Annotated in this window: 14 protein-coding genes; 6 read left to right on the forward strand and 8 right to left on the reverse strand. The window is 39.4% G+C overall.

Annotated features, from left to right (window positions below; all coding sequences use genetic code 11):
* Window positions 1-99: 99 nt before the first annotated feature.
* From MWU82_RS12940 to MWU82_RS12955, 4 genes are read right to left on the reverse strand one after another with little or no spacing between them, the layout of a single operon-like run.
* Window positions 100-1,569 carry a polysaccharide biosynthesis C-terminal domain-containing protein gene (locus tag MWU82_RS12940; protein WP_247096676.1) on the reverse strand — a complete coding sequence of 490 codons (1,470 nt, stop codon included), beginning with the start codon at window positions 1,567-1,569 and terminating at the stop codon, window positions 100-102.
* Window positions 1,560-2,840 carry a glycosyltransferase family 4 protein gene (locus MWU82_RS12945; RefSeq protein WP_247096677.1) on the reverse strand — a complete coding sequence of 427 codons (1,281 nt, stop codon included), beginning with the start codon at window positions 2,838-2,840 and terminating at the stop codon, window positions 1,560-1,562. Before MWU82_RS12945 ends, MWU82_RS12940 begins: the two co-directional genes overlap by 10 nt.
* Complete coding sequence (locus tag MWU82_RS12950) at window positions 2,840-5,275, reverse strand: YfhO family protein (protein WP_247096678.1); 2,436 nt, start codon at window positions 5,273-5,275, stop codon at window positions 2,840-2,842. Before MWU82_RS12950 ends, MWU82_RS12945 begins: the two co-directional genes overlap by 1 nt.
* Before the next feature lie 19 nt (window positions 5,276-5,294).
* Window positions 5,295-5,558, reverse strand: coding sequence for a DUF4834 family protein (locus MWU82_RS12955; protein ID WP_072861561.1), 264 nt, complete (start codon window positions 5,556-5,558; stop codon window positions 5,295-5,297).
* Between the two features lie 118 nt (window positions 5,559-5,676).
* Here MWU82_RS12955 and MWU82_RS12960 point away from each other — a divergent pair, with 118 nt between their 5' ends.
* Entirely contained in the window at window positions 5,677-6,723 is a 1,047-nt protein-coding gene (locus tag MWU82_RS12960; protein WP_247096679.1) for a transporter, read from the forward strand.
* 68 nt (window positions 6,724-6,791) lie between these two features.
* Complete coding sequence (locus tag MWU82_RS12965; RefSeq protein WP_247096680.1) at window positions 6,792-7,910, forward strand: GNAT family N-acetyltransferase; 1,119 nt, start codon at window positions 6,792-6,794, stop codon at window positions 7,908-7,910.
* A gap of 94 nt (window positions 7,911-8,004) precedes the next feature.
* On the opposite strand, the gene MWU82_RS12970 is transcribed toward MWU82_RS12965, so the two are convergent.
* The 3 genes from MWU82_RS12970 to MWU82_RS12980 all read right to left on the reverse strand — a co-directional run bounded on the left by MWU82_RS12970 (window position 8,005) and on the right by MWU82_RS12980 (window position 12,573).
* Window positions 8,005-9,264 carry an aminotransferase class I/II-fold pyridoxal phosphate-dependent enzyme gene (locus MWU82_RS12970; RefSeq protein ID WP_247096681.1) on the reverse strand — a complete coding sequence of 420 codons (1,260 nt, stop codon included), beginning with the start codon at window positions 9,262-9,264 and terminating at the stop codon, window positions 8,005-8,007.
* Between the two features lie 124 nt (window positions 9,265-9,388).
* Entirely contained in the window at window positions 9,389-10,429 is a 1,041-nt protein-coding gene (locus MWU82_RS12975; RefSeq protein WP_072861565.1) for a cysteine synthase family protein, read from the reverse strand.
* A gap of 83 nt (window positions 10,430-10,512) precedes the next feature.
* Window positions 10,513-12,573, reverse strand: coding sequence for a S9 family peptidase (locus MWU82_RS12980; RefSeq protein ID WP_247096682.1), 2,061 nt, complete (start codon window positions 12,571-12,573; stop codon window positions 10,513-10,515).
* A 197-nt stretch (window positions 12,574-12,770) separates the two neighbouring features.
* On the opposite strand from MWU82_RS12980, the gene MWU82_RS12985 reads away from it, so the two are divergent.
* The 4 genes from MWU82_RS12985 (at window position 12,771) to MWU82_RS13000 (ending at window position 15,658) form a co-directional block, all read left to right on the forward strand.
* The gene (locus MWU82_RS12985; RefSeq protein ID WP_072861567.1) at window positions 12,771-13,097 is read left to right on the forward strand and encodes a YbaB/EbfC family nucleoid-associated protein; all 327 of its coding nucleotides are present in this window, start codon (window positions 12,771-12,773) and stop codon (window positions 13,095-13,097) included.
* A 46-nt stretch (window positions 13,098-13,143) separates the two neighbouring features.
* On the forward strand, window positions 13,144-13,602 hold the full coding sequence (locus tag MWU82_RS12990; RefSeq protein ID WP_247096683.1) for a thioredoxin family protein: 459 nt from the start codon (window positions 13,144-13,146) through the stop codon (window positions 13,600-13,602).
* A gap of 215 nt (window positions 13,603-13,817) precedes the next feature.
* Window positions 13,818-15,032 (forward strand): tryptophan synthase subunit beta, encoded by a 1,215-nt coding sequence (gene trpB, locus MWU82_RS12995; protein ID WP_247096684.1) that lies wholly within the window; start codon window positions 13,818-13,820, stop codon window positions 15,030-15,032.
* Window positions 15,033-15,334: 302 nt separating this feature from the next.
* Complete coding sequence (locus tag MWU82_RS13000; RefSeq protein WP_247096685.1) at window positions 15,335-15,658, forward strand: YegP family protein; 324 nt, start codon at window positions 15,335-15,337, stop codon at window positions 15,656-15,658.
* Here MWU82_RS13000 and MWU82_RS13005 read toward each other — a convergent pair.
* On the reverse strand, window positions 15,653-16,675 hold the full coding sequence (locus MWU82_RS13005) for a GntG family PLP-dependent aldolase (protein WP_247096686.1): 1,023 nt from the start codon (window positions 16,673-16,675) through the stop codon (window positions 15,653-15,655). The two genes, MWU82_RS13000 and MWU82_RS13005, sit on opposite strands and share 6 nt — an antisense overlap.
* Window positions 16,676-16,896: the final 221 nt, after the last annotated feature.

A 16,896-nucleotide genomic window follows, 5' to 3' on the forward strand; every position in this document is an offset into this window, starting at 1 on the left:
CTTAGTGAGATTGGTGTGCTCCAACCCGTTCTTCGAAATATTAAAAATGCTTTTCGCTTAATGAATGTAAGGCCTGTCCTAGAGATAATCCACCTTGTCCTATTTTTTCCTCCCCAACTTTCCCAAATAAAATGAAATGGCCCCAAATACGTCTTCGGAAATTCTGAAGCGATATAAAACAAAAACATAACCAAGCAGAATCAACATACCCCTTAGGGCAATGTTCACCAATGGATGGAATGGAAACGATACAAAGTAAAAAATGGCAGATAGTATAACGAGAAGAAAAACAACTTTAAAAGTCTCCTTTGTAATTGGTTGAATACCAAATTTTAATTTAACAAAACCCAATTTTATGGTATTGTAAACAAAAAAAGCCATAAAACTAGCTATGGCCGCACCGTCCAAGCCGTATTTTGGAATAAGCCATAGGTTCAACAAAATGGTTAGGATTGCCAAGGCAACCCCCATAAGGAGCAATGCCCTATAAAAATCCGAATTGTACATTATAGCATTATTGTTGCCCAAAAGGGCATCATATACTCTGGCAAATCCAATGATAAAAACAATTGCATATCCGCCACGATAGGATTCGGGCAATAAATTGTACAAATCATTTAGATTTAGAATAATCAAAATAAATATGAGCCCAGATACTATAAACAAGGTAAGCGAGCTCTTTTGATATAATGTTTTAAGAGCCTTCATATCCTTTTTATGAAGTATTTCCGCAGTTAAGGGATAAGTAATGTTGTGCATAGACCTGGACGGAACGGCAATGACGGTTGCTATATATCCTGCAACACTGTAATAGGCGACATTTTTAATTTCTATAAATTGATTGATCATCACCTTGTCTACCTCCAACAGAACTATTGCGGCAGATCCGCCCAATATAATTAGGGTACTATAATTTATAATTTCACGGCTGTTTGCAGGAAAATTAAAATCCAACTTTAATCGTAGCGACCTTAAAGCGTAGATCTGCATTATAAGCGTCCTAAGGATATACATCCCTACCATGGCATTGAGAAAGGTCAGTACCGAAATCAGGTCCCAATAAACCAACAGAAGTAGAAATGTAATTACTATTCTGCTGAATACCTCCTTCATAAAGTTCCCAAAAACCGATTTCATCTGAACCTTGGCCCATGCGTAAAACACCTCAAAATAGGCCATTGCCACACCAATAATGAAAATATGCCATACATACCCTTTCACTATTGGGTTCTCCTTGGACAAGAAATTACCAATGGTCTCATTGGCCAGGTAGGAAATGGCCCCAATAGGCACAATAAGTATTAGCGGTAAGATAACCATTAGGGTCAAAAAACCATCCTTCCCATTAAGTTCCTGGAAACCCGAGTAATATTTGACCAAAGTGTTTGGAATCCCAAATGCCAATAGCGGCATTAAAACGGACGATGCGGACAGTATTACATTGACCAAGCCAAAATATTCGTCCGATAAAAACCGTGTATATAGAAAAAGTAGGTTCAAGGCCCCTATGGCAAAGCCACCATAGGTAATCAAAGTATTGTTCAATGATTGTTTTAAGACTATTCCCATGCTAAATACCTGGACAACTTTGCCGTTAATTCCCTTCTGTGATATTGTTCAACCTCTGCCTGAGGCAAAACCAATTGATCTTTTTTATATTCTTGAAACCATTGCAACAGGGTACTTTTTAATTCACCCAACTGGGCATAGGTATAGGTCTCCCCCGTTTTGGATCCTGCAATTAGATCTCCAACCTCCCAGTTGGTTGGACCTACACCCAAGATAGGCCTTTTTGACGCCATATACTCAAATACTTTTCCCGGAATAATACCTTGGGTCTCTTCAGAATCGATCTCTATCAATAACAGCACTTGCGACTTTCGTTGATATTGGAGTGCCTCATCGTGAGAAATATAGCCCAATAATTTGGTATACGATTGAAGTCCATAGAAATAGATACTTTCCAATACATCCGAACTAATAACACCCGCCAATTGCAATTTGAAACATTTTTTAAAATCCGGGTATTCCTGAATTAATTCTGATATGGCCTTCCAAAGATTCAAGGGGTTCCTCCCTGTAAGCAGTGACCCTATATGGGAAATGGTAAAATCGACATCCAAAGCCACGGAACCGCCCAGGGTTGAATCATACCCATTGGTGATAACAGTAATAGGTTGTTGGGTTATATTGGAAAACTCCCGTCTTGTTGTATCACTGGTCACAATTATCTTATCGGCTTTATTTAGCACCAAGTGCTCCAGCTGTTTATGCCTTGCTTGGGAAGCCTTGGTCAGTTTCAATTTTTTATGATAGCCGATCGAGGTCCACGGATCCCTAAAGTCCGTTATCCACCTAATTTTGGTACGGTTTTTTAGTTCAAGGCCAATAAGATGCAGACTATGTGGAGGGCCGGTTGTTATAACGGTTCCAATGTTTTCTTTTTCAAGGACATCCACCAAAAAATCAACTGAAGGTTTTATCCAAAATTTTCTGGCATCGGGAATAAACAGATTACCCCGTATCCATAACAACGCTTTTTCTACAACAGATTGATTTTTGGAATTGATTATTCCAGCGCTGATCTTTTTGGTCTTTTTTTTGGAAAATATTCGAGCAAAGCCATAAGGTTCATAAATGGGCTTTTTATATATTTTTATTCCTGTCGGTATTTCATCCACTAAAGATTCGTCTATAATGGGATAATTGGGGTTTTCCGGAATATATACAATAGGTTCTATATCATAATCCCTAAGGTACTTTACAAATTTCAACCATCGCTGTACTCCAGGTCCACCTGCCGGAGGCCAATAATACGTGATGATGAGTACCTTCTGCATTAAGCCGTTGGTTTTTTCCTAGAACCCCAAAAAGCATGACCAATTCCAAAAAAGAACACCAAGACCAAGATTATTGAGCTTGCCATAGTTATGTTGCCTCCAACCTTAATAAGGCTCGGCTCAAATTTAAACTCAATTTTATGTGTACCCGCAGGAATTTCCATTGCCCTGAGCACATAATTTACCTCAAAATGCTCTTTCAATTTCCCGTCGATATAGGCATTCCAGCCATGTGGATAGTACATTTCGGAAAATACGGCAACACCAGGATTGGCATTATTGGAACTATAGGTTAAATGGTTAGGCTTATATTGGGTAAGCCTTATACTCGCAGTAGAGTCCGTCTTAAAATTAACCTCCTTCAAATTGGTAAATTTCGATTTATTAAAAACCGCCTTATGCTTTACATCCAAGGTATTCAATGCCATAATTTCATCATTGGCATTATAGACCGGCACCAATTCATCTATAAACCATGCGTTGCCATTGGCATCAGGATTTAATGCCGGATAGCTCCTGCCCTCTTCATCTTGCTGTACCACATATTTTACATTGAGCATACTTAAAACCCGAACGTTGTTCTTGGAAATGTGAAAGTCGAACAAATCCTGGATTCCCGCCGGTTTAGCAGCATGGTAGCCCCAAATGGATTGGTGAAAAAAGGCGGTACGGCCTCCCCCGCCGATCTCGGAAGGGTCGTACACCCGAAAAATGGAAGTATCCTTGGCAATCTGCTTGTCCATTGTAGTTTCCTGAAAAGGTTCCAGCATTCTTCGTTGGGCTACAAAATCGTCCTCATTTACATAGCGCTTGGCAACCCCTACTAAATCGAACACTACCAGCACCCCCAACAGAACAATCACCAAATTCTGTTTCAATTTATTCTTTAAATAGAACCAAACAACAAGAGCAGCCAAAGCGACATAGATCAGTGACCTAAAAATATCGGCATTGTAAACGGCCTTCCTATCTGCCACAATTAAGGAGACAATGTCATCGCCATAATACTGGCGATAGGTTTCATCGCTCTGTCCGGTAAAACTAAACATTCCCTTGACCAGAAAAAGAAGTACTCCGATACCCAAAGTAATGAAAAGCGTTAATTTTAAGTCCTTTAGTTTCTTGGAAGTATCCTCTTTGGGATCAAAAAGTTGTACCAAAGCAAGGATGGCCAAAACAGGAACGCAAAGTTCCAGAATGACCTGAATGGATGACACCGCTCTAAATTTATTGTACAACGGAAAATAATCGATCATTACATCCGTAAGAAGACCAAAGTTTTTGCCCCATGAAAGAAGTAGTGCCATTATAGTACCTCCCAAAAGCCACCATTTTACTTTTCCCTTAACCAAAAATAGCCCCAGAACAAAGAGAAAGAACACAACGGCCCCAATATAGGCAGGGGCGGCAACAATAGGCTGGTCTCCCCAATAAAGTGGCAAAGCACTGGTAAAATCCAATGCCTTGGTCCTGGATATTCCGTTCTCCGTTAAAAAAGTATAGGTTTTGGAATCGGCTCCCAGATCCTCGCCTCCGGAACCGCCAAAAAGTCTTGGCACGAATAAATTCAAGGATTCTACAATGCCGTAACTATATTGCGTAATATATTCCCGGTCCAGGCCAGAACCGATTTCTTTGGGCTCTCCATTGGCAGTTATGGTAAGGTCCGATTTTCCCCTTGTACTCCAATCCGCATATTCCTTTGTCGCCATTAGACCAGTAGCATTGGCGGCTATTCCCAACAACACCGCCAAAACCAGGATTCCGACCGAAATACCAAAATGTTTCAATTTCTTTTTCTTAATGGCATCCACTAGATATACACCCCCAAGAATAAGCACCAACAACATAAAGTAGTAGGTCATCTGGTAGTGGTTGGCACCTACTTCCAAGGCCATGGCAATGGCCGTTAGGAGAAACCCCCAGAGGTATTTCTTCCTGAACACCAAAATTATGCCCCCCAAAAGCATGGGCATGTAGCCAATGGCATGAGCCTTTGCATTGTGCCCTACTCCCAATATAATGATCATATACGTAGAGAAACCAAAGGCCAATGCTCCCAACACCGCCAATTTGTAATCTACCTTGAGACAACATAACAAAATATAAAAACCGATAAGGTATATAAAAAGGTAATCTGCGGGCCTAGGTAAAAACCGGATGATCCGATCCAATTTTTTTACATAATCATGGGGATAATAAGCTCCCAATTGATAGGTAGGCATTCCTCCAAAGGCACTATTGGTCCAGTACGGCTCCTCCCCTGTTTTCTTTCGAAAATCGTTCTGTTCCTTGGCCATTCCAGTAAATTGGACAATATCGGATTGCTCTATTACCTTCCCCTGAAGTACGGGATGGAAATAGGCCAGCGCTACAATTATAAAAAATACGGTTACAAAAAAATGGATAAAAAAGGCTCTTAGACCGTTTCTCATGTTTGGTTATGGTAAAAGGTTATTCAATTTCCTCAAAATCTATGTATTCTCCAACATTTTTTGAGCTGTTCTTTTTCTTAGTCGTTTTTTTATCAATTATAACGTCGCCAATTTGTTCCTCATCTTGAGGTTGCTGAGCTGCAAAACCTTCAAACCTTTCCTTAAAATGTTCCTCGGTCTTCTTTGCCGCGTACCTAAACAATTTAGGAGCAAACCATTTGGCCAGAATTTTAAGCAAATAGTATACTAAGAGTACAATTAGTATCGTTTTTAAAAAACCCATAATAAGTTGACAAATTTTATATCAAAAGTACAATTCTAACGTTGTATTAATAGTGCAAAAGTCTTAAAATAATAATAAAATAGTACCTATGGAGTATAATGTTTCCAAGAAACGCCTTATGAAAATACTAATATTTGGAATTTTCACCATTCCATTGGTCTCATTTTCGCAATACACAGATGTTATCAACTCCAATAGACCTGGCCTATCCGTAAGTGCTTATGCCATTGGCACCAATGTTTTGCAGGCCGAATTTGGCGTAGGTTATGAACAACAGGACCATACAAGGTTGGCCACGGAATCTAATATTCTTGGAGCCGATCTGTCTTTGCGTTACGGACTACTTTTCGAAACCTTGGAATTGAATTATGAAGGTACTTTTGACCATCAAAATAAAACATATACCAACACAGGGGTAGAAATTGAGAACACCGATTTTTCCAGAAATAGAATAGGTCTAAAATTTTTAATTTACGATCCCTTCAAGAATCCCGAAAATAATAAACCCAATCTTTACAGCTGGAAGGCCAATTATGGTTTTAAGCTAAAAAATCTAATTCCGGCCGTATCGGTCTACGCCGGTGCCAATTTTGTATTGGGAGACAATCCTTTTTACCGAGGTGATCCCACGGTCTCGCCAAGGGTAATGCTTGCAACACAAAGTAGGCTTACCCCTAGATTCGTACTTATTTCCAATATTGCCTATGATAGATTGGGAACAGATTTCCCGGAATGGAACTACACAGTATCCTTATCGCACGCCTTTAGAGACCCAAAATGGAGTGTCTTTGTAGAAAACCAAGGAATTAAAAGTGACCGGTACGCAGATGTACTCCTAAGGGGAGGTGTGGCCCATTTGTTAGGTGAGAATATGCAGGTGGACATGAATTTGGGCGCAAGTTTTAAGAATACGCCAAGTAGGATCTTTGCCACAATGGGATTCTCTTATAGAATAGACATGCACAGGGACAAGGTGAAGGCCATTGAAGATCAAAAGGCCGGAGAAAATGGTGGGCCTATCAACAAGAACGCCATGAAGAAAAAGAAAAAAGGGAAAAACAAAGGTTCTGGCGCAGAGGATATCGATTTGGGACCTACCAAAAAACAACTTCGGAAACTAAAGAAAAAAGAAAGGAATAGGGACGATTCTGATATTGATTTCTAACAAAATAACTTTTGTCCTTTTTCCTATAGATTAATATTGCTAATATTGAACCATACAAGAACAATGGTATGGTTACTCTAAAAGAAGCAAAAACAAAATCGGAACTTAAAGATTTCGTAAAATTTCCATTTTCACTTTACAAGGGTTCCCCCTATTGGGTCCCTCCTATTATAAATGATGAACTGGAGTCTTTTGACAAAAGTAAAAATCCTGTTTTTAAGGATGCCGATGCCTGGTTTTTTCTAGCTTATAAGAACAATAAAATTGTAGGTAGGGTCGTAGCCATTATCAATAGATTGGAAGTGGACCAGCAGCAGGTAAGAAAGATGCGTTTTGGTTGGTTCGATTTTGTGGATGACTATGAAGTTTCCGAAGCGCTGTTCAACAAGGTGGCAGAAATAGGAAAGGAACATAAGTTGTCCTATATGGAAGGGCCTGTAGGTTTTTCCAATCTGGACAAGGTAGGCGTACTAACCGAAGGGTTTGATGAGATAGGTACCATGATTACTTGGTACAACCATCCTTACTATGTAAATCATTTTGAGCGCTTTGGGTTTGTAAAGGAAAAGGAGTACATGGAAAATAAATTCCCATTTAGCAATGCTGAGCCCAAATTCTTTCAAAAGGCAAATGAATTGGTCCGAAAAAGATATGGTGTAAAGGAATTGAACTTTACCAAGACCAAGGAAGTTATGCCCTGGGTAGATCAGATGTTCGACCTTTTTAACGAGACCTATTCCTCACTTTCTTCCTTTGTACGCATAACCGATATTCAAAAGGATTACTTCAAGAAAAAGTATATCAGTTTTATCAATCCCGAGTATATCAAATTTATATTGGATAAGGATGATAAATTGATAGCGTTCGGCATTGTGATGCCTTCGTTTTCCAAGGCTTTGCAAAAAGCGAATGGGAAATTGCTTCCTTTCGGCCTGTTTCATTTGCTCAGCGCCAAAAAGAACAGCAAAGAGGTTATTTTTTATTTGATAGGGGTACTTCCCGAATATCAAAATAAAGGCGTTACCGCCGTTATGTTCAATGAATATTACAAGACTTTTAAGGCCAAGGGTATAGAAAAATGTGTTAGGACTCCGGAATTGGAAGAAAATGTGGCCATTCGCCAGTTGTGGAAACATTTCGACCCAAAAATATATAAGAGAAGAAGGACCTACAAAAAGGAACTTTAAGCGGTCCTAAGGAACAAAGTTTCTATGCCATACAAAATAAACAAAGGCCAACTTAATAATAAGTTGGCCTTTGTTTTTATAAGTTGAAAAAGAATTATTCTCCCATCGCTGCCGCTACTGCCGCAGACAATCTCTTGTAAGTCCCGTTCTGTAATCGCTCCCGTATTACGGAGAAGGCCTCCAAAGTTTCGGATACATCCTGTAAGGTATGTGTAGCCGTAGGAATCATTCTCAAAAGAATCAAACCTTTGGGGATTACCGGATACACCACAATGGAACAGAAAATTCCAAAATTCTCCCGTAGATCCTTAACCAATGCCATGGCTTCGGGAATACTACCGTTAAGATAGACCGGTGTTACACAGCTAGTGGTAGTACCTATATCAAAACCTCTTTCTTTAAGTCCGTTCTGCAAGGCATTTACATTCTCCCAAAGTTTTGCCTTTAATTCTGGCTGGGTTCTAAGCATATCCAACCTCTTCAGCGCTCCTTTTACATAAATCATTGGCAATGATTTAGCAAACATTTGGGATCTCAAGTTGTATTTAAGGTATTCTATAATCTCTTTATCCGCTGCCAAAAAGGCTCCGATTCCTGCCATAGATTTGGCAAAAGTTGCAAAATAAACATCTATATCATCTTGAACTCCCTGCTCCTCACCTGCTCCAGCTCCAGTTTCACCCAAGGTTCCAAAACCGTGTGCATCATCAACGAACAATCTAAATTTGTATTTCTTCTTAAGAGCCACAATTTCCTTAAGCTTGCCCTGTTCTCCTCGCATACCAAAAACACCTTCGGATATCACCAAAATGCCTCCTCCGGTCTGCTCGGCCATTTTAACGGCCCTATCAAGGTTTTTCTCAAGACTTTCTATGTCATTGTGCTTAAAGGTAAAACGCTTACCCATATGCAAACGTACACCATCAATAATACAGGCATGAGAATCCACATCGTAAACTATAATATCATCCTTGGAAACCAACGCATCAATGGCAGAAACCATTCCCTGGTAACCAAAGTTCAACAAATAGGCAGATTCTTTCTTAACAAAGGCAGCCAATTCCTGCTCCAATTGCTCGTGGAATTCGGTATGCCCACTCATCATCCTTGCTCCCATAGGAAATGCGGCACCGTACTCCAATGCTGCCTCGCCATCTACCTTCTTCACTTCCGGTAAATTGGCCAGCCCCAAGTAATCATTTATGCTCCAAGTAATTACTTCCTTTCCTTGAAACTTCATCCTATTGGATATAGGACCTTCTAATTTTGGAAATACAAAATATCCTTCCGCTTGGGAAGCCCATTTTCCTAAAGGACCTTTATTCTCGATAATTCTGTCAAATAAATCTCTCATCTAGCCTACATTGATTATTACTGCAAAAGTATATATTTTTAATATGCATATGCAACTTATTTAATACATAAAAAGCAACGACTTATGAACCGTTGCTTTTTATATTATAAATTTTGCATAACACTTACTTTACAAATTCTATTTTTTGTGGTTCTTCAACATTCTTACTATCAAAGAATCCTTGGTCGGCCATCCACTGGTCACTGTATATCTTACTCATATACCTAGAACCATGGTCTGGAAAAATAACCACTACATTGCTATTTTCATTAAACTCGCCCATTTCCTCCAATTGCCTTACGGCCTGCATCACCGCACCACTGGTATATCCAACAAAGAGTCCTTCGGTCCTGGAAATCTCCCTGGCCGTATGGGCACTTTCTTCATCGGTAACCTTGATAAATTCGTCAATTACCTTAAAATTGGTAGCTGTAGGTATCAAGTTTTTACCCAAACCTTCAATACGGTATGGATAAATTTCCTTGGTATCCAATTCACCAGTCTCATGGTATTTCTTAAGAACGGAACCATAGGCATCCACACCTATTACGCGGATATTGGGATTTTGTTCCTTAAGATATTTTGCGGTACCGGAAATGGTACCTCCTGTACCACTACAGGCAATTAAATGCGTTATATGCCCGTTAGTCTGATTCCAAATTTCTGGTCCCGTACTTTTATAATGGGCCTCAGAATTTAAATCATTAAAATATTGATTGATATATATGGATCCCTCGGTTTCCTCGTGCAGTCTTTTGGCCACTTCGTAATAAGACCTTGGATCATCTGCGCTAACGTGTGCAGGGCATACATATACTTTTGCCCCCATAGACCTCAGCATGTCTATTTTATCCTTGGAAGATTTTGAACTTACCGCCAAGATGCATTCGTAACCTTTAATGATACTGATCATGGCAATGCTAAAACCCGTATTCCCCGAAGTGGTTTCTATTATGGTACTCCCCTTCTTTAATATTCCCCTACGCTCCGCCTCTTCTATTATATAAAGGGCAATACGATCTTTTGAAGAATGTCCTGGATTAAAACCTTCCACCTTAGCGTAAAAATTACCTTCTAAGTTGGCAGCTATTTTATTTAGTTTGATTAATGGGGTGTTTCCTACAAGTTCTAGGAGGTTGTTATAAGCGTTTATCTTATGTTCCATAAACAGTTTCTAGGTTTAGAACTTATCGACATCTATTTGATTTATGTCAATACTGATAGGACAAAATTAGTCTTTTTTTTTGATTATCGAATTTTATGCTCCAAATCTAACAAAAATGCATATTCTTTTGCCACTTCCTTTAGGGATTCAAATCGGCCCGAAGCACCGCCATGACCTGCATCCATATTAATATTGAACAACAATAAATTTTTGTCCATTTTATGCTCCCTAAGTTTCGCTACCCACTTGGCAGGTTCAAAATATTGCACCTGGGAATCGTGAAATCCTGTAATAACCAGCATATTTGGCTGCAATTGTCTCGTTACATTGTCATAAGGCGAATAGGATTTCATATAGTCATAGTATTCCTTTTCATTTGGGTTGCCCCATTCATCATATTCCCCTGTCGTTAATGGAATGGTATCGTCCAGCATGGTCGTAAGCACATCTACAAAAGGAACAGCGGCAATTACCCCGTGATATATTTCCGGGCACAGATTTACAATGGCCCCCATTAAAAGTCCACCTGCAGAACCTCCAGACGCATAGAGATGTTCCGGACTGGTATATTTCTTTTCAATCAGAAATTTGGAACAATCAATAAAATCGGTAAACGTATTTATCTTCTTCAACAATCTTCCCTCCTCGTACCATTTACGGCCTAGATATTCCCCGCCCCTAACATGTGCTATGGCATAAACAAAACCTCTGTCCAAAAGACTTAAGCGTACGGTGGAAAAATAGGGATCTATAGTATGCCCATAGGAACCATAGGCATATTGCAATAACGGACTGGAGCCGTCCAACTTGGTATTTTTGTGATAGACCAATGAGATGGGAACTTTTTTACCATCCCTGGCAGGTGCCCATATTCTTTGAGAAATATAGTTTTCCTTATTGAACTTCCCTCCCAATACCTCTTGTTCCTTTTTTATTTCCTTCTCCCTGGTCCTCATATTGAAATCTATGATGGAACTGGGTGTTGTCATGGAGTTGTATCCATATCTTAAAATTTCGGTATCAAAATCTGGATTGGTACCCACATAGGCCGTATAGGTTTCATTGTCAAATGGCAAATAATAGCTTTCCCCGGTATCCCATCTCACAATCTTCAACTTATTTAAACCATTCTCCCGCTCGGACAAAACATAATATTCATTGAACATTTCAATATCTTCCAACAATACATCTTCCCTGTGTTGAATAAAGTCTACCCAATTTTCAGATTCGGTTTTATCTTCAGGGGTCGTCATCAATTTAAAATTGGTTGCCCCTTCCATGTTGGTAAGGATATAAAAGTTGTCTTCATAATGGGTTAAGGAGTACTCCATACCCCTAATTCTCTTAGAAAACACATGAAACTGTCCAGTAGGGTCGTCTGCCCTTAAAATTTGAAATTCAGTAGTCAGCGTACTGGAAGAACCAATAACTATAAATTCTTTGGATTTGGTTTTGTAAACAAAGGTGGTAAAGGTTTCATCCTCCTCATGAAAAACCAGTTCATCTTCCTCGGGAGATGTTCCCAATACATGTCTGTAAATATTATTGGACCTAAGGGTAACAGGATCTTTCTTGGTATAGAACAAGGTCTTATTATCATTGGCCCATACCGCGCTGCCCGTAGTGTTCTCTATTTTATCCCCATAAATCTCTTGGGTACGCAAATTTTTTATTTGTAGGGTATATTGCCTGCGGGAAACAGTATCCACCCCAAAGGCAGCAAGTTCGTTATTGGGACTTACGGACAAGCCTCCTAGGTTAAAATAATCGAACCCCTCCGCCATAAGGTTGCAGTTGAACATTATTTCCTCCTCGGCATCCTCATTTTCAAACCTTCTGGTAAAAATGGGATACTCCTTACCTACCTCATATCTTGTAGCATACCAATAGCCATTAAACTTATAGGGTACAGAAGAATCATCTTCCTTTATCCTAGACTTCATCTCTAGGAAGAGGCTATACTTAAGCTCCTGGGTATGGGACGTCATTGCCTCGTAGTATGCATTTTCCTGTTCCAAAAAAGCAATAACTTCCGGATTTTCCCTTTCGTTCAGCCAATAGTAATCATCTATCCTTACATCATTGTGCTTTATTAATCGCTTCTCAATCTTTTTTGCACTTGGTGCTTTTAATTCCCGCTGCATGAGTGTGGTATATTATATGTAAATAAGAAAGCGCAAAAATAATATTTAAATGCAATCGACCTCTTTAAATGTGTTGTTTATCCATTATTATATTATGCCACCCTCAAGGTGTCCATAAGAACAACTGTCATCTTTAATTCCAATATATCCCGATCATTTTAGTAATTTTGATCAATGAACTTTTTAAATCTATAATTATGTTTGGAGATATGATGGGCATGTTGGGAAAACTAAAGGAAACCCAAGAAAAAGTAAAGGCCACCAAAGAAAGGATGAATACCGTAATACTTGAGGAGCAATCTCCGGATAGTTTGCTCAAGGTTAGGATTACGGCCAATAGAACAATTAAATCCATCACTATAGACGATAGTCTATTGGAGGACAAGGATCAACTGGAAGATTATTTGATCCTTACCCTGAACAAGGCTATAGAAAAGGCCACAACCATAAATGAGACCGAATTGGCAGCAGTTGCCAAGGAAGGAATGCCAAACATCCCTGGTATGGATTCATTTTTGAAATAAATTTCAGTAAGTTTATCAGAGCCTTTTTTAATCATAACTTATAAACATGAAAAAAAATTTCTTGCTACTACTGTTTCCATTTCTTGTACATGCACAAAATAATAGTGCCGACATCAAAGAAACCGATTGGCTGACCGATTACGCGAATGCCCAAGAAGTTGCAAAAAAAACCAATTCCAACATCCTTATGTATTTCACGGGCAGTGATTGGTGCTCGCCCTGTAAGGCCTTAAAAAAAGATCTGTTCGATACCAATCAATTTAAGGAAGTGGCCAAAGATTATGTACTCCTATACGTAGATCTCCCGAGAAAGAAAGAACTTCTTAGCGCCGAAGAAATGAAACAAAACAAGGCTCTGCTATCCCAATGGAATAAAAAGGGCATTTTTCCACTAATAAGCTTGGTCAGCACCGAAGAAAAGGAATTGGCCTCACTGTCCGGCTATGGCTCCAAAGTGGATGTGGAAAAGTATCTGGACTTTCTTAGGAAGAACAGTAAAATGTAAATCCAATCCCTAGAAGTTTCCTTTTTTCAATAACCCAACTCAGAATTTGAATAGGGCGTTGTTTCTCATTGCCCAATGCCAAATAATATATTCTTGCCCATAAAAATCCATATTCCCAATATCATATAAGGCTGTATTGGCCTAAAATTTATTATAATTGTAAGCGCTTTTTTTTTAGCCAAAAACCTTTATTAACAATTACAAAATTCTCCTATATGTTAACGGACAATTATTTTAAGACCTATCCAGACGAAAATGGTTTTTTTAAAGAATATGGTGGATCCTTTATCCCACCCGTTCTGGAAGAGGAAATGAAAAAAATTACTGACGCTTATTATGCCATAAGTAAATCGCATAACTTTATTTCTGAACTCCGAAGTATTCGCAAACACTATCAAGGCAGACCAACGCCCGTTTATTATTGTAACAGGCTGTCCGAAAAATATGGAGGAAGAATATATCTGAAACGTGAAGACCTAAACCATACAGGCGCCCATAAACTCAACCATTGTATGGGTGAGGCGCTTTTGGCAAAACATTTGGGCAAAAAGAAACTAATTGCCGAGACTGGGGCCGGACAACACGGGGTTGCCCTGGCAACTGCAGCCGCCTATTTTGGATTGGAATGTGAGATACATATGGGCGAAGTGGATATTGCCAAAGAACATCCCAATGTAGTTCGGATGAAAATTCTTGGTGCAAAGGTAGTACCTGTTACCCATGGCTTAAAAACCTTAAAAGAAGCTGTGGATTCTGCCTTTGAAGCGTATTTAAAGGACCCTATAACCACCATATATTGTATAGGTTCTGTGGTTGGCCCACATCCCTTTCCCATGATGGTGAGGGATTTTCAGCGGGTAGTAGGTATAGAGGCCAAAGAGCAGTTTTTTGAAATGACCGGAGAATTGCCGGATAAGGTAGTAGCCTGTGTTGGCGGCGGAAGCAATGCCATGGGGATATTCTCCTCATTTCTGGAGGAACCGGAATGTACCTTATACGGTGTGGAACCCGGTGGGCGTTCCATGGAATACGGTGAGCACGCCGCCACAATGACCTTGGGCAGTCCAGGAATCATCCATGGATTTAAATGTTATATGCTTAAGGACGATAAAGGAGAACCAGGCGCGGTACATTCCGTTGCCAGTGGTTTGGATTACCCGGGAGTTGGCCCTGAACACAGTATGCTAAAGGACCTTAAAAAAGTAACCTATGACGTTGTTTCGGATCAAGAAACCATAGATGCCTTTTATGAATTGAGTCGCCTGGAAGGTATTATCCCTGCATTGGAAAGTGCCCATGCTGTGGCATATGCCATAAAATTGGCACAACAAGATCCACGATCCTCCATTTTAGTAAATTTAAGTGGTAGGGGCGATAAGGACCTGGATTATGTGGTAGATACCTACGGGCTACCTGAAGATGCAAAATAATTTCTAAAATATATAGGAAGGGCGTCCAAAGGCTAAATATAAAGGCTATTTGGGCGCCTTTTTAAATGACTTTCCCATCCCGTGGCAATCATCCTATTTTAGGTAACCAAAATATAAGCTTTTGATTACATACCACTCCTTGGCCAGCTAAGTGCCAACTACCCCAAAGAAAGGTCTACAACAAAGGTTTCCAAGCCAAATAGAGGTCTATTTATAAGGAAAATAAAAATTGCCGAGATAAGATTGATAAAATTAAAGATTCACTTTTTTTTGTGTAACTTTAAAAAAAGTTGCCGTAGGCTATGCTAAAAATAAAAAAGGAATCGGACACATCATACACCTTTAGTCTGCAGTCGGAAAGTGGACAGACCCTTCTGAACAGTATCCCCTTTAATTCCAAGGAAGAGATTGACAAGACCATTGCCAATCTTAAGGCCTTGATTGGGCAATCTTCGGTTTTTGAACGCAAGACAGACTATAATGGTAAATTTCTTTTCACCCTTAAGAATAATGAAGGTAAAATTTTGGGCAAATCCATGCTTTATAGTTCCGAAGCTGGAATGGAAAATGGCATAAAAAATCTTAAAACAAGCATTTCCTTATTGCCCGATACCATTGGTCTATAATTTCGTAAGAATATCCATAAAAGCCTCGTGCATTTCATCGGTATAATCCAAATGGGTTACAATACGCAGTTTATTTTGCCCCATCCCAATGATTTGAACATTCCTTTTGTTCAGTTTGTCCATGAAATCATCAGAGGACATATGCTTTTCATCTATTTCAAAAATAACAATATTGGTTTCCGTAGGTTCTACCTTTTTAATGTAGGACAACCCGTTTAGCAATACACTTATTTCCTTGGCCTTCCTATGATCTTCCGCCAATCTTTTCCTGTTGTTTTCCAAGGCGTAAATTCCCGCTGCCGCAAGGTATCCCGCCTGTCGCATACCGCCGCCAAGTACCTTTCTCACCCTTAGCGCTTTGTCAATATGCTCCTTGTCCCCCAACAAAACGGAACCTACGGGACATCCCAACCCCTTGCTTAAACAAACACTAATAGTATGGAACAGTGCCCCATAATCCAAGGCAGATTCTTTTTTGGCAATCAGGGCATTCCAAAGTCGGGCTCCATCCAAATGATATTTTAGATTATGCCTTTCACAAACCTTTTTTATGGACTTCAACTCCTTCAGATCCCAACAGGCCCCACCTCCCTTATTGGTTGTGTTTTCTATACAGACCAACGAGGTTAACGGGCTATGATAAAAGTCTGGTGGGTTTATTACTTCCTCGACCTGACTTGCGGTCATCATTCCTCTATGACCATCTACCAATCTGCAGGAGACCCCACTATTAAAACTCACTCCTCCCCCTTCATAATTATAAACATGTGCATACTTATCACAGATTAATTGCTCCCCTGGTTGGGTGTGCAATTTTATAGCCGTTTGGTTGGCCATAGTACCACTTGGAAAAAACAAGGCCGCTTCCATACCGAACAAGTTCGCCATCATTTCTTCCAACTTGTTGACAGTAGGATCATTTTTAAAAACATCATCCCCTACCTCAGCGGTCATCATGGCCTGCAACATACCAGGCGTAGGTTTTGTGACGGTATCACTAATAAGATTTATAAACATAAAAATTGAAAATTATATATAACAAATGAATCAAGATGAACAAACTTATTGAACGTGGGTTCCTAAATTTTTGTAAACGTATTAAACATTTTTCAAGTAGCTATTTTTTTCCTTTCATTTAATGTGAATTATCAATAATACCATTCCATTTTTTAAGTATGGATAATTCTCTTGCTTAAAAAAATTAAATCGCATGTATGTAACTAAAATAAAGTAACTTG

The sequence above is a fragment of the Arenibacter sp. S6351L genome (assembly GCF_023016025.1).
Taxonomy (GTDB): Bacteria; Bacteroidota; Bacteroidia; order Flavobacteriales; family Flavobacteriaceae; genus Arenibacter; species Arenibacter algicola_B.